The organism is Pseudomonas sp. LB-090624, from assembly GCF_003205205.1.
GTDB lineage: Bacteria > Pseudomonadota > Gammaproteobacteria > Pseudomonadales > Pseudomonadaceae > Aquipseudomonas.
The window spans coordinates 26,609-46,594 of the sequence record NZ_QJRL01000016.1; the positions used below are offsets into that span (position 1 = coordinate 26,609).

Sequence of the window (19,986 nt, forward strand, 5' to 3'; positions counted from 1 at the left end):
CCGCATGTCTGTCGCCCCTACCCTGCAAAGCTTCATCGCCGGCCGCTGGCTCGGCCAGCACGGCGCCCAGGCGCTGCGCAGCGCCCTCGACGGCCACGTGCTGGCCTACAGCCATGAAGAGCGCCCGGACTTTGCCGAAGCCGTGGACTTCGCCCGCGCCCGCGGCCTGGCCAGCCTGATGGCCATGGACTTCCAGCAGCGGGCGCAACGCCTGAAGGCGCTGGCGCTGTACCTGGCCGAACACAAAGAGCAGCTCTACGCCCTGTCACATCACAGCGGCGCCACGCGCGCCGATAGCTGGATCGACATCGAAGGCGGCAACGCCACGCTGTTTGCGTACGCTGGAATCGGCAGCCGCGAGCTGCCGTCGGGCAACTTGGTGCATGAGGGGCCGGCCATCCCCTTGGGCAAGCAAGGCCACTTCGCCGGCAGCCACATCCTGGTACCGCGGGCTGGCGTAGCGGTACACATCAACGCCTTCAATTTCCCCATCTGGGGCATGCTGGAAAAGTTCGCCCCGACCTTCCTGGCCGGGATGCCGTGCATCGTCAAGCCGGCGACCTCCACCAGCTACCTGACCGAAGCCGTGGTGCGCCTGATGAACGCCTCCGGCCTGCTGCCCGCAGGCAGCTTGCAACTGGTAATCGGCAGCACCGGCGACCTGCTCGACCGCCTGCAAGGCCAGGACGTGGTGACCTTTACCGGTTCTGCCGATACCGCTGCCAAATTGCGGGTCACGCCTAACCTGATCCGTAACTCGGTACCGTTCACTGCCGAAGCCGATTCGCTGAACTGCGCCATCCTGGGCCCGGACGTTACCCCGGACAGTGAAGAGTTCGACCTGTACATCAAGGAAGTGGTGCGTGAAATGACCACCAAGGCCGGCCAGAAATGTACCGCCATTCGCCGCGCCATCGTCCCGGCCAAACATATCGATGCCGTCGCCACGCGCCTGCGCGAGCGGTTGAGCAAGGTGGTGGTTGGCGACCCGTCGCTGGAAGGCGTGCGCATGGGCGCCCTGGCCTCCCACGACCAGCAGCGCGATGTGGCCGAGCGGGTACGCAGCCTGTTGCACAGCTGTGACCAGCTGTTCGGCGCCAGCGACGGCTTTGCCCCCCGGGGTGAAGGTGTGGCCGAGGGTGCCTTCTTTGCCCCGACCCTGTTGCAGGCTCGCAATCCGCATGCCGAAGGTGGCGCCCACGACATCGAGGCGTTCGGCCCGGTCAGCACGCTGATGGCCTACGATGACCTCGACGAAGCGCTAGCCCTGGCCGCCCGTGGCAAGGGCAGCCTGGTAGCGACCCTGGTCACCGCCGACCGCAATGTGGCAGCCAAGGCCATCCCCGTGGCCGCTGCGTGGCATGGCCGACTGCTGGTGCTCGACCGTGAGGCCGCCAAGGAGTCCACCGGTCATGGCTCGCCGCTGCCGCAGCTCAAGCACGGCGGCCCGGGCCGTGCAGGTGGCGGTGAAGAACTGGGGGGGCTGCGCGCGGTCAAGCACTACCTGCAGCGTGCCGCCGTGCAGGGTTCGCCAAGTATGCTCACGGCGGTGACCGGCGAATACGTGCGCGGCGGCGATGTGATCGAAACCGAAGTGCACCCGTTCCGCCGCTACTTCGAGCAGCTGCGTATCGGCGAGTCGCTGCTGACCCACCGCCGCACCGTGACCGAAGCCGACCTGGTCAACTTTGGCTGCCTGTCGGGCGATCACTTCTACATGCACTTCGACGAGATTGCCGCCAAGGAATCGCAGTTCGGCAAACGCATCGCCCATGGCTACTTCGTGCTTTCAGCGGCGGCTGGGTTGTTCGTGTCGCCGGGGGCCGGGCCGGTGCTGGCCAACTATGGCCTGGATACCCTGCGCTTCATCAACCCGGTGGGCATCGGCGACACCATCCAGGCGCGGCTGACCTGCAAGCGCAAGATCGACCAGGGTAAGACCAGCCCGCTGGGGCAGCCACAGGGTGTCGTTGCCTGGGATGTAGAGGTGACCAACCAGCTGGGTGACCTGGTTGCCAGCTATGACATCCTGACCCTGGTGTTGAAGCAGCCGCAGTAATGCTTCGACCTCGCGGGCCTACACAGGTATTGCACAGCGTCCCGAACCTGTGCAATACCTGTGTAGCAGCAGGCCCTTGCTGCGAAGAGGTCATTGTCGGCATGGACGATCCCATGCCGTGACAGCCTCTTCGCAGCGCCTATGGGCTCAAGTGAACCTTGGCGAGCGCAACATAGAGGCCAAGGGCCATCTCGTACATCTGCCCTAATCGCCCCCTCACCCCCACGGCGTTATAGTCCAGTGATAACAACGCCAAGGAAGCCCCCACCATGCAACCCTTCAAGCTTGTCCTCAGCGCCACCTTGCTGGTCGGCATCGCCGGCTGCCAGACCATCAACCCTACCGAAGACACCCTGAAGCAGCGTACAGAGTTCATCCTCAACACCAAGGTCTCGAAAGTGTCCGACGTGCGCAATGACAGCACCCTCACCTACTACACCGCCACCACCGCCAAAGGCCAGTACGAGTGCCAGATGCCCAGTGGCGCCATTGTTGCGGTCGGCAGCATGGGCCTTTACCAGCCCACGCCTTCCTGCATGAAAGAAGGCCAGGCCATCATCCTGCAATAACCCCCCGCACAACCCTTGCGCCCTGCCGGTCTACCCGACCGGCGCCGCAGGCTCCTCGCGCAAGGCGCGCAGGGCAGCCCGCAGTTCGGCGGGGCGCACCGGTTTGGAAAGCACCGTGATATTGCGTCCATGCACCACTGCCTGAATTTTCTCCGGATCATGCCCGGTCATGATCAACGCCGGCACAGCCCAACCGCGCTGAGCCCGCAGTCGGTCGATGCAGTCGACCCCGGTTTCCTCCTGTCCAAGGTCGTAATCGGCGACGATCACCTCACAATCGCTGCTCAGGCCAACCGGCGAGCTGTGGGCTTGCACCTCGCAACCCCAGCGCTGCAGCAACGCCGACGTCGCCCGCAGCACGTTGCGGTCGTCTTCCACCAGGCACACCCGCACCCCACCCAGCAAGCCCGCTGCTGCCGGCGAGTGCTCACCCGTGGCCTGGGCCGGTTGCGCCGCAAGCCGTGGCAGCCCTTGCAGGCTCACCGCCGTGCCATGGCCGGGTCGCGAGCGCAACTGAACCTCCAGCCCCATCAGGTGGCCCAGCCGGCGTACGATCGACAGCCCCAGGCCCACACCCTCGACATCCTTGTCCCGCACCTGACGTACCCGGTAGAACTCTTCGAACACCAGCCGCTGATGGGTTTCATCTATGCCGCGCCCTTGGTCATAGACCACGATCGCGAGGCCGTGGCCCCGACGCCGTACCCCCAGCAGCAGTGGCCGATGGGCCGCATACTTGAAACTGTTGGACAATACGTTCTGCACCATGGTCGCCAGCATGCCGCGGTCGGCACACGTCCAGTACGCACAGGGCCGCAAACGTATCTCCACCCCGGCCCAGCGGGCCGCCTCGGCGTTCTGGCGAACCAGTTCAGCCAGGAACCCAGCCAAGGCGAAGGTTTCACTGCGCGGTTGCACGCGCCCGTTGTCCAGGGTGTACAGGTCGAGAATGGAGCGAAACAGCTGCGATACATTGAGCAGCGAGCGGTCGATGCTGTCCACCAGCCGCCGTTCTTCATGGCCCAGCCGGGATTCGCGCAGGCAGGCGGTGAACAGCCCGATGGAATGGATCGGTTGGCGCAGGTCGTGGCTGGCCTGGGCCAGGAAGCGGGACTTTTCGCGGTTGGCTGCCGCAGCCTGCTCAGAAGCCTTGCGCGTGCGCTCCAGCAACAGATGCGCATAAATCGGGATGACCGTGCTGGTGGTGAGCAGCATCAGCACCATGAATGGGTTGGCCTGCCAGTAAGGGGTAATCTGGTAGACCACCAGCAAGGCCGCCAGCGCCAGCACTGTGGCAATCACCAGGTAACGCGAGCCAAAGCGCATGCCATTGCCCAGGTTCACCCACACCATGACCGCATAGATGGGCAGCGCTGCCTCGCCACCAACTACCAGGCCGAAACAGGTGCCGGTGTAATCATGCACCATGCCCAGCACCCGGCGCCAAGGGTAATGACCAGGCCAGTGGGCGATGGCCTGGCGAAAAGCGATGGACACCAGCACGAAACCGCTGATGTAGTAGATGACGGGCAGGTAAGGCCCATGCGTGCTGCCTGGCAGAAAGCCCAGCACGGTGATGTAGACCATGGCACAGCAGGCGACGATAACGCGCAGGTTGGCTTGATCGAGCTCGTTGTTGTTGTCCAGTTCCATGGCCGGTTCCCTTGTGCACGGGGTCGCATTACCGCCATCCGTAGGCAGCACCCTTTGTCCGTGGCTGCTAAATTAACATGCTCCATACCACCCGCGGCCACAGGGAGTAGCCAGGCGTGACCTGCCGGATCATTGTCGCAGATGACCATCCGCTATTCAGGGAGGCCCTGGCGCGTACCGTACAGCGCGTGCTGCCGGATGCCCGCGTGGAGGAAGCCGGTAGCCTGGCGCAAGTGCTGGCGCTGGCCGATGCCGGTGAGGCGCCCGATACCCTGATTCTCGACCTGCGGTTTCCGGGGCTGTCCGATGTCCAGTGCCTGGCGCGTTTGCGCCGCCAGCTGTCGCGCACCACGCTGATCATCGTGTCGATGGTCGATGACCCCGGTGTTGTCGAACAGGTCATGGCGACAGGCGTGGACGGGTTTATCGGCAAAAGCATCGACGCCGACGAGCTCGGCGCAACGATACTTGCCATCCGTGATGGCGAGGTGTTGGTCAGGTACGCCCCCTCAGGGCTGCTGCCCAACCTCGGCGGCCAATACGCAGCGGAGCAGCTTACTCAGCGTCAGCAGGACGTTTTGCGGCTGATTGCCCTGGGCAAGACCAACAAGGAGATCGCCAAGGCACTGGATATCTCGCCGTTTACCGTGCGCATACATGTATCGTCGTTGCTCAAGGCGCTGGGGGTAAGTTCGCGGACGGCAGCGGCGGTGAAGTACACCGGCAATTGATGCCAACCCGACAGGCCGGCACGCCCCCTGCAGGCCAGGGCTGACCCACGAAGCAGGGGGTTGGGCAATGTTCGTGGTGCGTTATTACACCATCGCCGCTGGGTCGCCCACCGACTGATTCGGCTTGCTCCCGGAAATTCGCCAGCTCACGGCGGTGATCCCGTAGCGCTCGGCCATTGGCCGGCTGACCTTCCTGATTTTTTCGCGTCCGAACTTCGGGATGATGCCGATGCCCGCATCGCAACTTGCCCAATGCCAGGCCTCGGCATTGTCCAGGCGCTCAAGACGAATGATGAAACTGCGCGGCTGGCCATGCAGTTGGTAATCGATGATGTACAGCTGTGGGCTAGGCATCGCAGGGGCCTCCTCTTCTCCATGGATGACACCTCATTGATCGGGCCATGGCCAGAAGATTCAAAATTTTGTCGAACAATGTGTACCAATGGCCATTCAGGGCTAATACAGCGGGTCCGCAGCCGCGCCAGGCACCAGAATGACCTTGCGGCAACGCTCCTGCTGCTCGTCGAACAGTTCATAGGCGCGCACGGCGTCTTCCAAGGCCATGCGGTGAGTAACGATTGCTTGCGGGTCGAGCCTGCCCGCCTCGATGTGTGCCAGCAATTCCGGCAGGTACCGCTGTACGTGAGTTTGCCCCATGCGGAACGTCAGGCCCTTGTCGAAGGCGTCACCAAACAGGAAGCCGTGAATGAAGCCGGCATACACCCCCGGCACGCTGACCACCCCGCCCCTGCGCACGGCCGCGATGCTCTGGCGCAGCGCCTTGCCGCTGCTGCCTTCGAGCTTGAGCGCGGTCAACACGGCCTCGGCGGTGCTGCCCTTGGCCTCGAACCCCACGGCATCAATCACGGCGTCCACCCCGCGCATACCGGCAGTCTGGCGCACGATGGTATCGGCCGGGTCATCGTCATGGGCGAAGTCGATTGGAATCACACCGTAGGCCTGATGGGCATAGTCCAGCCGGTAGCCGCATTCATCGACCATGAAGATCTGTTCCACGCCCAGCATGCGCGCGCAGGCCGCCGACAGCAGCCCGACCGGACCGGCACCGTAGATCGCCAGTGACGAGCCCTGGCCGACCTCGGCATTGAGCACTGCCTGCCAGGCTGTGGGCAGAATGTCCGAGAGGAACAACACTTGGTCGTCGGCCAGGTGCCCCGGCACTTTGAATGGCCCCACGTTGCCCTTCGGTACCCGCACATAGTCGGCCTGCCCACCGGGTATGCCGCCATACAGGTGGCTGTAGCCGAAAAGTGCAGCGCCCGGCGCGATCGCTTTTTTATTGAGCAACGCGCCACGCCCGGTGTTAGTGGTTTCGCAGGCCGCAAAGAGTGCGTGCTGGCAGAAGAAGCAATCCCCGCAGGCGATCACGAACGGGATCACTACCCGGTCACCCGGGCGCACGGCAGTGACCGCACTGCCAACCTCTTCGACGATGCCCATGAATTCATGGCCAAGAATGTCTCCTTGCTCGACCATCGGGATCTTGCCGCGGTAAAGATGCAAATCGGACCCGCAGATGGCAGTAGCGGTAACCCGAAGCAGGATGTCGTCGTCGTCCTGCAGGTCGGGATCTGCAACGGTATCGACGCGGACATCGCCCGCGCCGTGGTAGGTCAGTGCGCGCATGCTTGTATCTCCCTGGCAAGTCCTGGCGCGATTCCGGGTCGACACACCCGGAATCGCGGCCCGGCACCTATCGGGTACCCAACGTCAAACGAGTGGGCCCTTCACTGGCTGCGGCCCCCGCCGTGGCTGTTCTGCCCACCCTTGCGGCCGGCTTCCGATGCCCGTTGGCGGTCGTTGGCAAAATTCCCACCCGACGCCTGGCCACCCTTGTGGCCAGCGCGCGAGGCGCGTTCCCGGTCATTGGCGAAGTTGCCTGGGTTGGTTTCCTTGGTGCCGCCACGCTGGCGGGTACGCTCTTGGTCCTGCGCCATGTCGTTTCTCCTTGCGATGGTTTGGCTGGTCGCGTGTGGCATGGATCTGTGCCATGCATTATTTCCGAACCGCCGATCACCGGCTCTGCTCAATGGTTTTGCCAGTACCTGACCAGTGGCACGAAACTCACGCAGGCAAAATGTTTGCGTGTTGGCTGCAAGCGGATTGCACTTTGGCCCGCGGGCCGCGGTCACAATTGCCGGGTGACGGCCTATAATCCCGCCACACCACATGCCCGGCGCTGCTGTCACGGGCCGTACCAAAGGCTCTTGCACAAGGCTCCGCCGATGACGTCCCCCAAGCAACCCGCCTCACCGCACAACCCGGCGCTCAGCCCAAGCCACCTGGATTTTCCGGTGGTGGGCATCGGTGCCTCGGCAGGTGGACTGGAAGCCATCTGTACGCTGTTCCGGCAAATGCCCAGCGATTGCGGCATGGCGTTTGTCGTGGTCCTGCACCTTTCGCCCGACCACCAGAGCGTGGCCGACCGCATCATCCAGGGCACCACGAAGATGCCGGTGCGCCAGGTAACCGAGCCGGTGCCGATCGAACGCAACCACGTCTACGTGATCTCACCCGCCAATCGCCTGTCCACCAACGACGGTTACCTGCGCGTGGCCCCGGCCAACCGCCGGCGTGGCGACCACGTCGCCATCGACCTGTTCTTCCGCGACCTGGCCGACGTGCACAAGGACCACGCCTTTTGTGTGGTGTTGTCCGGCACGGGCGCCGACGGTGCGGTGGGCCTGTCGCGGATCAAGGAACAGGGCGGCGTGACCCTGGTGCAGACCCCGGATGACGCCCAGTACGACAGCATGCCCCGTGCAGCCATCGAAACCGGCATGGTCGACCTGGTGCTGCCTGCGGCGGAAATGCCGCAAAAGCTGCTTGAACTGTGGCGCAATGCACGCCAGGTAAAGCTGCCCGAAATCGAAGACGACACCCTGCCACCCGCCCTGGGCACCCGCGCGGGTGACGCCCAGGCAAGCGAACCACTGCTCGAAGAGATCCTTCTGCAGTTGCGCAGCAACACCGGCCATGATTTTCAGCACTACAAGCGCGCCACCGTGCTAAGGCGCATCGAGCGACGCTTGCATGTGACCGGGCAGAGCAACCTGGCCGGCTACCTGCGTTATCTGGAGCAGCACCCGGCCGAATCCACTGCATTGCTCGCCGACATGCTGATCGGCGTGACCAATTTCTTCCGCGACCGCGAAGCCTTCGAGTCACTGGAGCGGCATGTGTTGCCGCAACTGGCCTGCGAGCGTGACCCCGCCGACGGCAATGACGAGATCCGCATCTGGTCAGCCGGTTGCTCCACCGGTGAAGAAGCGTACAGCGTGGCCATGCTGGTGTGCGAACAGCTGGCGCTGGAGCAGCGCGCACGCAAGGTACAGGTGTTCGCCACCGACCTTGATGAGCGTGCCATCGGCATCGCCCGCATTGGCTCATACCCTGAGGCGATCGTCACCGACGTGCCGCCGAGTCGCCTGCGCCCGTTCTTCGTCAAGGAAGACCAGCATTACCGGGTTCGCAAGGAGGTGCGCGAGAAGGTGTTGTTCGCCCGCCATAACCTGCTATCAGACCCACCGTTTTCGCAGATCGACCTGATTGTTTGTCGCAACCTTCTGATTTACCTGGACCGTGAGGTGCAGCGCGACATCCTGCAGATGTTCCACTTTGCCTTGCGCCCAGGGGGTTACCTGTTCCTTGGCTCCTCCGAGTCGGCCGATGTGGCCGGCGAACTGTTCGCCCCCGTCGACAAGCGCAACCGCATCTTCCGTGCCCGCGATGTCAGCAATGCCGGGCGCCGCGCTGAACGCCAGCTACCGGGCAAGTCCGTCAGCAGTACCAACCTGGACACCGTGGCCAAGGTCAAGCCCGGGCGCAAATCGTCGTATGCCGAACTGCACCACCGGGCACTGGCGCAGCGCATGCCGCCCAGCCTGATCGTCGATACCGAAGGCCATATCCTGCACATGAGCGATGGCGTCGGTCGCTTCCTGCAGCTGGCCGGTGGCGAGCCCAGCCGCAACCTGCTCAGCCTGGTACTGCCCAGCTTGCGGCTGGCCCTGCGCAGCACGCTGTTCCAGGCTCGCCAAGGTACCGAGGCAGTGACTTCCCGCCCGGTCGACCTGGTCGACAGCGAGCACAGGTTACAGGTAGAGATCACCGTTCAGCCCTACAGGGACGACCTCCATGGCAGCGATTGCCTGCTGGTAGTGTTTGAACAGCGCGCGCCGGACCCGTCCTTACCGCTGCCCGGGGTCATTCGCCAGACCGACAGCATGGTCTTGCACAACCTCGAGCGCGAACTGCAGCGCACCCGCTTGCAACTGCAGGAAACCATCGAGCAGTCGGAAGTTTCCAGCGAAGAGCTGACCGCCTCCAACGAAGAAATGCAGGCGATCAACGAAGAACTGCGTTCGGCCAGCGAAGAGCTGGAAACCAGCAAGGAAGAGCTGCAGTCGATCAACGAGGAGTTGTTGACGGTCAACTACGAGCTGAAGAACAAGGTCGAGGAAACCGACAAGGTCAACGACTACCTCAGCAACCTGATTGCCTGCACCGAAATCGCCACGGTGTTCGTCGACCGCAACCTGCATATCCGCTGGTTCACCCCACGCGCCACCGACCTGTTCAATATCCTGGCCGTCGACACCGGCCGTTCGCTGCTCGACATCACCCACCGCCTGGATTACCCCGCGCTGGCCGACGATGCCCGCGCCGTGGCCCAGGGTGCTGCCATCATTGAACGAGAAATCGGCGGCCAGAACGACCACTGGTACCTGGCGCGCCTGCTGCCGTATCGGTCCAGCGAACAAAAAATCGATGGCACGGTGCTGACGTTCATCGACATCAGCAGCAGCCATGCTGCCGAAGAACGGGTGCGCCAGGGTGAAGAAAAGCTGAGCAGGCAACTGGCAGAGTCGCAGAGCTCCAGCCACATGAAAGATGAGTTTTTCGCCGTCATGTCGCATGAGCTCAAGCACCCGCTGAACCTGATCCAGCTCAATGCCGAAATTCTGCGTCGCCTGCCATCGATCAAGAACATCGGGGCAGCCAGCAAGGCTGTCGCCACCATCTGCGAGGCGGTCTCGAGCCAGGCGCGGATCATCGACGACCTGCTGGATGTGGCCCGTATTCGCACCGGCAAGCTCAAGCTCAAGACCGAACCGGTAGACCTCGGCGCCATCCTGCAAGGCATCCATGGCGTGGTGTTGAACGAGCAGCACGCCTGCCCGGTGCGCCTGGAAATGCCCGCTGACGGGCTACCGGTGATGATCGAAGGCGATGTCACGCGGCTGGAGCAGATCATCTGGAACCTGCTGAACAACGCGATCAAGTTCAGCCCGGCCGGCGGCGAGATACGCCTGGTGCTCAGCCACGACGACCATCAGGCATGCTTGCAGGTGATCGACCATGGCGTGGGCTTGAGCCACGACAGCCTGGACCATATCTTCGACCTGTTCAGCCAAGCTGCACCGCAACTGGCCAGCCACAACCGTGAAGGCCTGGGTATCGGCCTGTCGTTGGTGCGGCAACTGGCCGAAGCACAGGGCGGTAGCGTTCAGGCCAGTTCGCCTGGTTTGGGCCTGGGCTGCACGTTCACCGTCTGCCTGCCGTTGTGCGATGTACAGGGGCCGCAGGCGGTGCCAGGTGTGGAAGTGCAGAGTGAAGGCCGTTTGAACGGTATCCGCGTGCTGTTGGTGGATGACTCCGTGGCGGTGCTCGAGGTGATGCAGGAGTTGCTGGAGATGGAGAGCGCCAGCGTCAACGCTTTCAGTCAGCCGCTCGAGGCGCTTGCTGCGGCTGCGGGCGAAGAGTTCGACATCATCATCTCCGACATCGGCATGCCGGTGATGGACGGACATGCCTTGATCAAGGCCTTGCGCGGCCATGTGCACCTGCGCCACACACCGGCCATTGCGCTTACCGGCTACGGCGCCAGCGCTGACCAGCACAAGTCGCGGCAGTCAGGGTTCGATCGCCACTTGAACAAACCGGTCGGCTATGACGAGCTGGTCGAGGCCATCGAGGCGTTGAGCGGTACGGTACCGTACTGAGGGCGGGTGGGTTGCCTGTCCCGGCCCTTCACGGCGGTTCATCCGCGCGAGGGCCGGCACAGGCAAGCACTAGGCGTGCACGCTCCACTGACACGCCTCCAACTCGATCGGCATCTCGTCAATGGCATGGATCATGCCGTTCTCCAGTGCCTCCGCAGGCCCCAGTATCCGTGGGTAGGCCATCAGGTACCGCGGCACATCCAGTACCTCGGTCGCGCCTTGGGTCCGCTCGGCGACGATCTGTGCATACAGCTGCAAGTCGTAATCCAGGCTCATCGCATACTCGGCCATGCGCGCATGGTCGACCGAACCATGCAAGGTCCAGTGAAACGGATGGAACAGGAACTTGCTGTGGCTGCACGCCGTGCGCCGTTCCCCGGCCAGGAACAGGATATTGCCCATTGACTCGACCGTGCCAAGGTTGTGGGTATGCACCGGTACCGGCAAGGACCGCAGGAAGTTGTACAGGGTAAAGCCGTAACTGCATTCGCCGCCCATCGTAGCGATGTTCAATTGCAGCACCTCGGGCCCTTGCTGCAATACCCGGGAACAGGTGTTGATCAGGTTGCCACACGTCGATGAGTTGATCGGCCCGGTGAAGTGAATGATATGTCTGGCCATGCTTGCCTCCACGGTTGGCAGGTCATTCCTTGGCGTTCTGTCCATCGTCACCCTGCCCCGCCATCTGCTGGTAGTGTTTGCGCAGGGCGTGCAGCTCGGCCGGGTCCATGTCTTCGAGGTCCAGCAGGGCCTTGTGCGCCCGGCGCGTGGTGCGCAGTAGCTCGTCGATCTTGATGTGCAGTTCGTCGTTATCGCGGTTCTGGGTATTCTGGATCAGGAACACCATCAGGAAGGTGATGATGGTAGTTGAGGTGTTGATCACCAACTGCCAGGTATCGTTGAAACCGAACAACGGCCCGGTAACCGCCCAGGTCAGGATCAGCAGGCAGGCGATGCCGAAGCTGAGCGGGCGGCCGGCCCAGTTTGAAAGCCAGTGGGCGAAACGGTCGAATTTCATCCTGGTACCCTTCCATGACGCGCGTATGCGGTGGAAACGTCAGGCGCCGCAAAGTTCAACCTGCCGTAGGTGTTTTCCGTTGGTCAATCCTGCTGAACCCGCGCCGCCCTTTGTGAGTCGCACCTTCAGAGCGACCGAACAAGGAACCGGCAATGAGGGCGGCAGCGTGAGTGATATCCGCATCGGTATCTCCGGGTGGCGTTATGGCCCCTGGCGCAAGGATTTCTACCCCAAGGGCCTGCACCAGGATGACGAACTGGCGTTCGCTTCGCGGGCGGTGAACAGCATCGAGATAAATGGCTCGTTCTATAGCCTGCAAACCCCCGAGCGCTATCTGGGCTGGCGTGACGAAACACCAGAGGGTTTCGTGTTTGCAGTGAAAGGGCCGCGCTACATTACCCATGTGCGGCGATTGAAGGACATCGAGGAGCCCGTCGCCAATTTCTTTGCCTCGGGGCCGCTGTTGCTGGGCGACAAGCTCGGCCCGTTCCTGTGGCAGTTTCCGCCGAACATGAAGTTCGATGAGGCGCGCTTTGCCCGGTTCCTGGCGTTGTTGCCGCGTAATCGCCAGGCCGCCCGCGAGTGTGCCCAAGGCTGCGCCGAGCGCCTGAAGGGCAATGGCGGCTTGGCGATCGAAGGCAACGCGCGCTTGCGCCACGCCGTGGAGGTCCGCCACGAAAGCTTCGTCTGCGAGGCCTTTGTCAAGTTGCTGCGCAAGCATCAGGTGGCATTGGTGGTGGCCGACAGCGCTGGCAAGTGGCCCTATGTCGAGGATGTGACCGCCGACTTCGTCTACATGCGCCTGCATGGGGATGTGGAGCTGTACAGCAGCGGCTATACCGCTCGTGCGTTGCGGCGCTGGAAGGAGCGCATCCAGCACTGGAGCCGGGGTAGCCAAGTGGAAGATGCCCGCTTGATCGTGCCCGGGCCGCCACCTAGGCGCGCCGCGCGTGATGTTTACTGCTATTTCGACAATGACCAGAAAGTGCATGCGCCCTACGACGCCCGGCGGCTGCTGCAGAAGCTGTCGCTTGACCATGACCTGATGACTGAGCCTGGCGTGGTGCCGGAGGTGGCCCTGTGAACCAGACCCTCCCCGCCCCGCGCCGCACCATCGACAAGCTAACCGCCGTACGCCGGCTCAACGTGTTGACCCTGAACGTGCACAAGGGCTTCACCTTCTTCAACCGGCGCTTCATCCTGCCTGAACTGCGCGAGGCTGTGCGCGCCACCGGCGCTGATTTGGTGTTCTTGCAAGAAGTGCACGGCAGTCACCAGCAACACGCCCTGCGGCACCCAGCCTGGCCGGAAACGCCGCAATACGAGTTCCTCGCCGACAGCATGTGGCCGCAGTTCGCCTATGGGCGTAATGCAGTGTACCCACACGGTGACCACGGCAACGCGCTGCTGTCGAAGTTTCCAATTACCCATTTCAACAACCTTGATGTTTCGGTACAGGGTAACGAGCAGCGCGGCTTGCTGCATTGCCGGCTGGACGTACCCGGGCATGATCAGGTGCATGCAGTGTGCGTGCACCTGGGCCTGCGCGAGGCCCACCGGCAAAGCCAGGTGAAGCTGCTGCTCGATCTGCTGGCCAGCTTGCCGCCCGAAGCCCCCGTCATCATTGCCGGGGATTTCAATGACTGGCGGCTGAAGGCGGACGCGCTGCTCAGCCAGCACCTGGTCGAAGCGTTCGGCGCATGTTCCGGCACCCCCGCGCGGAGTTTTCCGGCGCGCTTGCCGCTGTTGCGCCTGGACCGCATCTACCTGCGCAACGCCGTACCCGACAATGCCAAGGTGTTGTCCAAGTATCCGTGGTCGCACCTTTCCGACCACGTCCCATTGGCCGCGGAGATAAACCTGTGAACCGACCTTGGGTAGATGGCAACCGCGTGGAGCTGTTGATCAACGGCGAACAATATTACCCCCGGGTGTTCGAGGCCATGGCCCAGGCACGGGAAGAGATTCTGCTGGAAACGTTCATCATCTTCGATGACAAGGTCGGCCGGCAGCTACAGCAGGTGTTGATAGACGCGGCGCGCCGAGGCGTGCGGGTCGAGGTGGCCGTGGACGGCTACGGCACCGCTGACTTGCCCGAAGCATTCATTGCGGCGATGACCGATGCCGGCGTCAGCTTCCATGCCTTCGATCCGCAACCGCGGCTGGTGGGCATGCGTACCAACCTGTTTCGTCGCCTGCACCGCAAAATCGTGGTGGTTGACGGTGAGCGGGCATTCATCGGTGGTATCAACTACAGCGCCGACCATCTGGGTGACTTTGGCGCCATGGCCAAGCAGGACTACGCCGTGGAAGTCACAGGCCCGGTGGTGGCGCAGGTGCACGCCGCCAGCAAGCGCCTCATGTCGCCGGTCCTGCAGCCGCCCAGCGCCGTAAGGCCGGTCACTGAGCCGGCTGGCGCTAGCAGCGCTGTACTGGTCGAGCGCGACAACGGGGTACGCAGTACCGATATCGAGGCTCATTACCTGCAGGCATTTCGCGCCGCCAAGCAGCGCATCGTGGTAGCCAATGCCTATTTCTTTCCGGGTTATCGCCTGATGCGGGAACTGCGCAACGCGGCCCGGCGTGGCGTGGAGGTGCGGCTGATCCTGCAAGGCCAGCCAGACATGCGCTGGGTCCGAGCGCTGTCCCGGCTGTTGTACAACTACCTGTTGCGCGACGGTGTGGCCATTCACGAGTACTGCGAGCGGCCCTTGCACGGCAAGGTTGCCCTGGTGGACGACCAGTGGGCCACCGTCGGCTCCAGCAACCTGGACCCGCTGAGCTTGTCGTTCAACCTGGAGGCCAACCTGTTCATCCGCGACCCCGCGTTCAACCAGCAACTGCACGAGCATCTGCAAGCCCTGGCAAGCAAGCAGTGCAAGCCGGTCACACTGGAACGCATGATCCGCGGCTACTGGTGGCGGGCACCGCTGATCTTCGTGTGCTTCCATGTAATCCGCCACTTCCCGCGCATTGCCGGGTGGTTCCCGGCGCATCGCCAGCGTTTGCGCTCGGCGCAACCAGAGGCGTCCTCCCAGGGCGATTTGCATGAGGGCAACACCTGATGGCGCGCAAAGCTTGGCAAACCTGGGGCAAACGCCTGCTCACTGTGGCCTTCCTGGTCTTGATCCCGGTGCTGTTATACCTGTTGGCGCGTAACCTGGACTGGAATGAGGTACGTCAGTCCTTGCTGGCGTACAAGCCCGGTACGCTGGCCATAGGCCTTGCAATCGCCCTGTGCAGCTACCTGACCTTCGCCAGCTACGACCTGCTGGCGCGGGCGTATACCGGGCACCACCTGCCGGCAAGGCAAGTATTGCCCATTGCTTTTGTCTGCTATGCCTTCAACCTCAACTTCACCACCTGGGTAGGCGGTGTTGCCTTGCGCTACCGGCTATACAGCCGCCTGGGCCTGGATACCCCGACCATTACCCGCATCCTTACCTTGGGCCTGCTGACCAACTGGATGGGCTACATGCTGCTGGCCGGTACTGTGTTTGCCTTGGGTTTGGTCGAGCTGCCCAGCAGCTGGGCGGTGGGCGCCACCGGTCTGCGCCTGATCGGCCTGCTGTTGCTGGCTGTTGCCACGGGCTACCTGCTAGCCTGTGGCCTGGCCAAAAAACGGACCTGGCGCTGGCGTGACCATGAAGTGACGCTGCCCTCGTTGCGACTGGCGCTGTGCCAAGTGGCACTGGGTGCCAGCAACTGGGCCCTGATGGCGTTGCTGATCTTCTGGCTACTGCCGGGAGACGCGTTCTACCCCTCGATTCTGGGCATTTTGCTGATCAGCTGTGTGGCAGGCGTGGTCGCCCACATCCCGGCGGGGCTGGGTGTGCTTGAAGCGGTCTTCCTTGCCCTGCTGCACGGGCAAATGGCCCAAGGCACCCTGGTGGCTGCGCTGTTGGGCTACCGCACGCTGTACTACCTGCTGCCGCTGCTGCTGGCGGTGGTTACCTACCTGATCCTGGAAAAGCGCGCCAAGGCCATGCGCCGGCGCGACAAGCCCGCCGAGACCTGACAAGGGCCATTGGCCCGGGAGGTGGCAAGTGCGTATTCGAGTGATGCTGTTGATTGTTGCCAGCCTGGCCAGCGGCCAGGCCTTGGCCGAAGCCTGCAACGTACTGACCCGCTCCTCCAGCGACGCGGTAACGCCAGTTGAGCGGCACACCTGCTACAGCTACAGCAACCTGCCCGCCGAAGCGATCAACTGGTCGTGCAGCAACGAGAGCAAAGACATGCTCAACAGCGAGAAGCACAAGGTTGCGCGATGTGCCGATGGCAGTGTCGGCAGCTGTATTGCGCCACTGACCCAGGAAGCGCTGGCCAACCCCAAGGCTACCGGCGGTGAGCAACCCGCGATGCCCAAGGATGCCCGGGTGATCACCTACTATTACGACACCCCTAGCCTCGGCCAGGCCCGCACCGATTGCGAGCGCAACAACGGCATCTGGCAAACCCATTGATCTGGCATGCCAATCGCTGAAAGGCGCCGTGTGCTGCGAAGAGGCCGGCCAAGCCAACGGCCTTCCCTGGCAATAATGGCGTCATCGCAGCGCAAGGCCGCGTGCTACAGAGCACTCGTTTGCCCTGAGCACCAGGAAGCCTCAGGGCGAAATCGGATCGCTCGCCGGAAACGTCTCATCCAGCGCATTGTCCACGGCACTCTCCCCCGGCTTTTCACCGCAATGGCAGTCGCCCATCCGGCACGCTTCACCGTGGCGATGCCCGCTTGCGCAGGCTTCGCAGCAGTAGGCCTTGCCATCGCGCTGCAAGGCGTTGGCATCCACGCTGCAGGAACAGTGCGCACACGCGCAACGCTGCTCGTTCATGGCTTGCCCTCCTCTTCATCGATCACGTCATCGGTCCACGGTTCGCCATCCAGCGGTGCAGACCGTGCCAGCTCGGCCTCGTCCAGGCCGATCCCGCCACCAATCTCGTCGGCATCCACCCGCCGCAGCACTTGGTCTGCCGGGCCGCCGCTGCCACCCGGTTCGTGCGGGTCGCGGGCGCCGGTTTCGTCCAGCAGGGTGTCCGGGCTCAGATCGTCATAGGTGACGTTGTCCTCATGCAGGCTGTCGCTCAACGCCTCGCCGCCGGTCATGCCACTTTCAGCCACGCGCCGTGGCGGGAATTCGCGGGCGACCTCGTCGGCGGGGCGAAGGTCACCCACGCGCCCTTCGCGCTCGTCCAGGCGCTCGTCGAAGTCCAGCTCATGGACGCTGCCCATGCGGTCTTCAGTGTCGTCGATTTCACTGGGGGTGTAGGGCTTCGGTTCATCTGCTCTGGCCATGTGCGTTCTCCTTCAGGTGGCTTCATGTGGTCGACTGCGTCGCACTGCAGAAGATTCAGAGTTTTTTGAACTACCCACCTGGCCATTGCCTCCCATTTCTACAGACTGTGATTCGCCCGGAGCCCGCCATGGCCAAGCCCCTGCAGGAATACGCGCGCAAGCGCGACTTCAACGCAACGCCCGAGCCCAGCGGCAAGCGCGGTCGGGGCAAGCGGGCTCACGCGCTGCAATTCTGCATTCAGAAACACGACGCCAGTCACCTGCACTACGACTTCCGCCTGGAGCTCGACGGCACGCTTAAAAGCTGGGCGATCCCCAAGGGCCCTTCACTGGATCCCAAGGTCCGCCGCCTGGCCGTACACGTCGAGGACCACCCACTGGACTACGCCGACTTCGAGGGCCATATACCCGAAGGCCATTATGGCGCCGGGGATGTCATCGTCTGGGATCGTGGTATCTGGGAACCGGAAGGCGATGCGCGGGAGGCCTATGCCAAGGGCAAGCTGCGCTTTCGCCTGCAAGGCGAAAAGCTCAGTGGCGTGTGGAACCTGTTTCGCACACACCTGGCCGGCAAGAAAGAGCAATGGATGCTGGTGAAATCGCACGATAGCCAGGCCCGTAGCGAAGCCGATTACAGTATTGTCGAGGCCCAGCCCGACAGCGTACTCAGCGACCGCACGCTGGTCCCACGCAAAACTGCCAACACGGCAGCAGCCACACCGCGGGCCAGCCGTAAACGCGCAGGCAATGCCCGCAAGGCGGTACTACCGGCACAGCTGCAGCCACAACTGGCCACCCTGGTGGATTCGCCCCCCAGTGGCGACTGGCGCTATGAGGTCAAGTTCGACGGCTACCGCATCCTCGCCCGCATAGACGGCGAAGACATCCGCTTGTTCACCCGCAACGGCCATGACTGGAGCAGCAAGATGCCCGGCCAGGTCGCTGCCCTGCGCGCGCTTGGCATCGATTCGGCCTGGCTCGACGGTGAAATGGTCGTGGCTGACGAGCATGGCGCCGCAGACTTCCAGGCGTTGCAGAACGCCTTTGACACCCAGCATGACGAGAACATGACCTATTACCTGTTCGACCTGCCCTTCCTCGGCGGCCAGGACCTGCGCCAACGGCCGTTGCAGGACCGCCGTGAAGCCCTTCGGCGTTTGCTGGAACACAACGAATCGGAGCTTCTCAAGTACTCCGATGACTTCGACCAGCCCGTCGAGTCGTTGCTCGACAGCGCTTGCCGCCTGGCGCTTGAAGGCCTGATCGGCAAGCGTGCCGACAGCCCCTACAGCGGTCGCCGCAGCTCCGATTGGGTCAAGCTCAAGTGCAAGCAGCGCCAGGAGTTCGTGATCGTCGGCTACACCGACCCGAAAGGCAGCCGCAGTGGCTTCGGTGCCCTGTTGCTGGCCTTGCACGACAAAGACACTGGCGAGCTGCGTTATGCCGGCAAGGTCGGCACCGGCTTCAGTGCCACCACCCTGGCCACCATCCATGCCCGGCTCACACCTCTGGAAACCACCGGGCCAGCCCTGTCCAGGCCACCCACCGGTGCCGAAGCCCGTGGCGTGCATTGGCTGCAGCCGCAACTGCTGGCCGAAGTGGCCTATGCCCAGATGACCCGGGACGGCATCGTGCGCCATGCGGTGTTCCACGGCCTGCGTGATGACAAGCCGCCAACTGCCATTGACCTGGAGCGCGCCATGCCCGCCAAGACCTTAGCCAAACGCAAGCAGGCCAAGGCGCCTGATACGTTGGGCGAACTGCGCCTGACCCACCCCGACCGGGTGATCGACGCCACTACCGGGGTAACCAAGCGCGAGGTGGCCGAATACTACGCCGCCGTCAGCCCGTACCTCATGCCCCAGCTCAAGCATCGGCCGGTAGCGCTGGTGCGTGCCCCAGACGGCTTGGCCGGCGAGCTGTTCTTTCAGAAAAACGCGGAGCAGCTGCACATACCCCACGTGCTCAACTACGAGAAGGCCGAGGCCGGCCAGGCAGCGATGGTCATCAATCGAGCCGACACGCTGCTTGGCGCGGTGCAGATGAACATGCTCGAACTGCACACCTGGAACGCTACAGACAAGGATTTCGACAAGCCCGACCGCTTTGTGCTCGACCTGGACCCTGACCCCGCACTGCCGTGGAAGGCCATGCTGGAGGCGACCCAGCTCACGCTCACCCTGCTCGATGAACTGGGTTTGCGGGTGTTTCTGAAAACCAGCGGCGGCAAAGGCATGCATGTAGTCGTGCCGTTGACCCGGCGGGCGGGCTGGGACGAGGTCAAGGATTTCAGCCACGCCATCGTCAAACACCTGGCCGGGCTGTTCCCAGAGCGCCTGAGTGCGGTGTCGGGGCCAAAGAACCGGGTCGGGCGGATTTTCATCGACTACCTGCGCAACGGCAAGGGCGCAACCACGGCATGCGCTTATTCCTTGCGGGCCCGAGACGGCTTGCCGGTGTCGGTGCCGATCTGGCGCGAGGAACTGCCCCAGATCAAGGCGGCCAACCAGTGGAACATCGCCAACCTGCACGAGCGCCTGGCAGAGGTCGAAGACCCCTGGGCGGACATGAGCAAGGTGCGCCAGTCCATTACCGCCCGCATGCGCAGGCAACTGGGGCTCGAATGATGGCCATGACCCG

Annotated in this window: 18 protein-coding genes; 10 read left to right on the plus strand and 8 right to left on the minus strand. The window is 63.3% G+C overall.

Going from position 1 to position 19,986, the window contains the following annotated elements:
- Positions 1 to 4 precede the first annotated feature (4 nt).
- Together paaZ and DMX11_RS16010 are read left to right on the plus strand one after the other, a co-directional pair.
- A complete protein-coding gene (paaZ, locus tag DMX11_RS16005) occupies positions 5 to 2,059 on the plus strand; it encodes a phenylacetic acid degradation bifunctional protein PaaZ (protein WP_110745455.1) in 2,055 nt (684 codons plus the stop codon).
- 269 nt (positions 2,060 to 2,328) lie between these two features.
- The gene (locus DMX11_RS16010) at positions 2,329 to 2,628 is read left to right on the plus strand and encodes a hypothetical protein (protein ID WP_110745382.1); all 300 of its coding nucleotides are present in this window, start codon (positions 2,329 to 2,331) and stop codon (positions 2,626 to 2,628) included.
- Positions 2,629 to 2,658: 30 nt separating this feature from the next.
- Here the strand turns inward: DMX11_RS16010 and DMX11_RS16015 are convergent, their stop codons facing one another.
- Positions 2,659 to 4,281, minus strand: a complete 1,623-nt coding sequence (locus tag DMX11_RS16015; RefSeq protein WP_110745383.1) for a hybrid sensor histidine kinase/response regulator — start codon at positions 4,279 to 4,281, stop codon at positions 2,659 to 2,661.
- Positions 4,282 to 4,397: 116 nt separating this feature from the next.
- Between DMX11_RS16015 and DMX11_RS16020 the strand changes: the two genes are divergently transcribed.
- The gene (locus DMX11_RS16020) at positions 4,398 to 5,012 is read left to right on the plus strand and encodes a response regulator transcription factor (RefSeq protein WP_110745384.1); all 615 of its coding nucleotides are present in this window, start codon (positions 4,398 to 4,400) and stop codon (positions 5,010 to 5,012) included.
- A gap of 84 nt (positions 5,013 to 5,096) precedes the next feature.
- On the opposite strand, the gene DMX11_RS16025 is transcribed toward DMX11_RS16020, so the two are convergent.
- From DMX11_RS16025 to DMX11_RS16035, 3 genes are all read right to left on the minus strand, one after another.
- Positions 5,097 to 5,366: a DUF6555 family protein gene (locus DMX11_RS16025; protein WP_110745385.1), complete on the minus strand. Its 270-nt coding sequence runs from the start codon at positions 5,364 to 5,366 to the stop codon at positions 5,097 to 5,099.
- 102 nt (positions 5,367 to 5,468) lie between these two features.
- Complete coding sequence (locus DMX11_RS16030) at positions 5,469 to 6,659, minus strand: zinc-dependent alcohol dehydrogenase (RefSeq protein ID WP_110745386.1); 1,191 nt, start codon at positions 6,657 to 6,659, stop codon at positions 5,469 to 5,471.
- A 101-nt stretch (positions 6,660 to 6,760) separates the two neighbouring features.
- Entirely contained in the window at positions 6,761 to 6,970 is a 210-nt protein-coding gene (locus DMX11_RS16035; protein ID WP_110745387.1) for a general stress protein, read from the minus strand.
- A gap of 288 nt (positions 6,971 to 7,258) precedes the next feature.
- Between DMX11_RS16035 and DMX11_RS16040 the strand changes: the two genes are divergently transcribed.
- Positions 7,259 to 11,038, plus strand: coding sequence for a CheR family methyltransferase (locus tag DMX11_RS16040; protein ID WP_110745388.1), 3,780 nt, complete (start codon positions 7,259 to 7,261; stop codon positions 11,036 to 11,038).
- Between the two features lie 69 nt (positions 11,039 to 11,107).
- Here the strand turns inward: DMX11_RS16040 and DMX11_RS16045 are convergent, their stop codons facing one another.
- Both DMX11_RS16045 and DMX11_RS16050 read right to left on the minus strand, forming a co-directional pair.
- Complete coding sequence (locus DMX11_RS16045; protein WP_110745389.1) at positions 11,108 to 11,659, minus strand: ATP-dependent Clp protease proteolytic subunit; 552 nt, start codon at positions 11,657 to 11,659, stop codon at positions 11,108 to 11,110.
- 22 nt (positions 11,660 to 11,681) lie between these two features.
- A complete protein-coding gene (locus tag DMX11_RS16050; protein ID WP_110745390.1) occupies positions 11,682 to 12,056 on the minus strand; it encodes a low affinity iron permease family protein in 375 nt (124 codons plus the stop codon).
- Between the two features lie 166 nt (positions 12,057 to 12,222).
- Between DMX11_RS16050 and DMX11_RS16055 the strand changes: the two genes are divergently transcribed.
- Genes DMX11_RS16055 through DMX11_RS16075 form a run of 5 tightly spaced genes read left to right on the plus strand, consistent with a single transcriptional unit; the run spans position 12,223 to position 16,519 of the window.
- Complete coding sequence (locus DMX11_RS16055) at positions 12,223 to 13,140, plus strand: DUF72 domain-containing protein (protein ID WP_110745391.1); 918 nt, start codon at positions 12,223 to 12,225, stop codon at positions 13,138 to 13,140.
- On the plus strand, positions 13,137 to 13,922 hold the full coding sequence (locus DMX11_RS16060) for an endonuclease/exonuclease/phosphatase family protein (protein WP_110745392.1): 786 nt from the start codon (positions 13,137 to 13,139) through the stop codon (positions 13,920 to 13,922). Before DMX11_RS16055 ends, DMX11_RS16060 begins: the two co-directional genes overlap by 4 nt.
- Positions 13,919 to 15,121, plus strand: a complete 1,203-nt coding sequence (clsB, locus tag DMX11_RS16065) for a cardiolipin synthase ClsB (RefSeq protein WP_110745393.1) — start codon at positions 13,919 to 13,921, stop codon at positions 15,119 to 15,121. Before DMX11_RS16060 ends, clsB begins: the two co-directional genes overlap by 4 nt.
- Positions 15,121 to 16,074 (plus strand): lysylphosphatidylglycerol synthase domain-containing protein, encoded by a 954-nt coding sequence (locus tag DMX11_RS16070; RefSeq protein WP_110745394.1) that lies wholly within the window; start codon positions 15,121 to 15,123, stop codon positions 16,072 to 16,074. The genes clsB and DMX11_RS16070 overlap by 1 nt, the downstream gene beginning before the upstream one ends.
- Positions 16,075 to 16,117: 43 nt before the next feature.
- Positions 16,118 to 16,519, plus strand: coding sequence for a hypothetical protein (locus DMX11_RS16075; RefSeq protein WP_371921798.1), 402 nt, complete (start codon positions 16,118 to 16,120; stop codon positions 16,517 to 16,519).
- A 141-nt stretch (positions 16,520 to 16,660) separates the two neighbouring features.
- On the opposite strand, the gene DMX11_RS16080 is transcribed toward DMX11_RS16075, so the two are convergent.
- A complete protein-coding gene (locus DMX11_RS16080) occupies positions 16,661 to 16,885 on the minus strand; it encodes a metallothionein (RefSeq protein WP_110745396.1) in 225 nt (74 codons plus the stop codon).
- Positions 16,882 to 17,346, minus strand: a complete 465-nt coding sequence (locus tag DMX11_RS16085) for a phosphotransferase system, HPr-related protein (RefSeq protein WP_110745397.1) — start codon at positions 17,344 to 17,346, stop codon at positions 16,882 to 16,884. The genes DMX11_RS16080 and DMX11_RS16085 overlap by 4 nt, the downstream gene beginning before the upstream one ends.
- Before the next feature lie 128 nt (positions 17,347 to 17,474).
- On the opposite strand from DMX11_RS16085, the gene ligD reads away from it, so the two are divergent.
- A complete protein-coding gene (ligD, locus tag DMX11_RS16090; protein ID WP_110745398.1) occupies positions 17,475 to 19,973 on the plus strand; it encodes a DNA ligase D in 2,499 nt (832 codons plus the stop codon).
- The last annotated feature ends 13 nt before the right edge of the window (positions 19,974 to 19,986 follow it).

What these genes read in the sequence shown, in the direction of transcription:
- DMX11_RS16080 (WP_110745396.1), bottom strand. Translation starts at nt 16,885, where the DNA reads ATGAACGAGCAGCGTTGCGCGTGTGCGCACTGTTCCTGCAGCGTGGAT.
- DMX11_RS16040 (WP_110745388.1), top strand. Translation starts at nt 7,259, where the DNA reads ATGACGTCCCCCAAGCAACCCGCCTCACCGCACAACCCGGCGCTCAGC.
- DMX11_RS16085 (WP_110745397.1), bottom strand. Translation starts at nt 17,346, where the DNA reads ATGGCCAGAGCAGATGAACCGAAGCCCTACACCCCCAGTGAAATCGAC.
- paaZ (WP_110745455.1), top strand. Translation starts at nt 5, where the DNA reads ATGTCTGTCGCCCCTACCCTGCAAAGCTTCATCGCCGGCCGCTGGCTC.
- DMX11_RS16070 (WP_110745394.1), top strand. Translation starts at nt 15,121, where the DNA reads ATGGCGCGCAAAGCTTGGCAAACCTGGGGCAAACGCCTGCTCACTGTG.
- DMX11_RS16035 (WP_110745387.1), bottom strand. Translation starts at nt 6,970, where the DNA reads ATGGCGCAGGACCAAGAGCGTACCCGCCAGCGTGGCGGCACCAAGGAA.
- DMX11_RS16045 (WP_110745389.1), bottom strand. Translation starts at nt 11,659, where the DNA reads ATGGCCAGACATATCATTCACTTCACCGGGCCGATCAACTCATCGACG.
- DMX11_RS16025 (WP_110745385.1), bottom strand. Translation starts at nt 5,366, where the DNA reads ATGCCTAGCCCACAGCTGTACATCATCGATTACCAACTGCATGGCCAG.
- DMX11_RS16075 (WP_371921798.1), top strand. Translation starts at nt 16,118, where the DNA reads ATGCTGTTGATTGTTGCCAGCCTGGCCAGCGGCCAGGCCTTGGCCGAA.
- DMX11_RS16030 (WP_110745386.1), bottom strand. Translation starts at nt 6,659, where the DNA reads ATGCGCGCACTGACCTACCACGGCGCGGGCGATGTCCGCGTCGATACC.
- DMX11_RS16050 (WP_110745390.1), bottom strand. Translation starts at nt 12,056, where the DNA reads ATGAAATTCGACCGTTTCGCCCACTGGCTTTCAAACTGGGCCGGCCGC.
- ligD (WP_110745398.1), top strand. Translation starts at nt 17,475, where the DNA reads ATGGCCAAGCCCCTGCAGGAATACGCGCGCAAGCGCGACTTCAACGCA.
- DMX11_RS16015 (WP_110745383.1), bottom strand. Translation starts at nt 4,281, where the DNA reads ATGGAACTGGACAACAACAACGAGCTCGATCAAGCCAACCTGCGCGTT.
- DMX11_RS16010 (WP_110745382.1), top strand. Translation starts at nt 2,329, where the DNA reads ATGCAACCCTTCAAGCTTGTCCTCAGCGCCACCTTGCTGGTCGGCATC.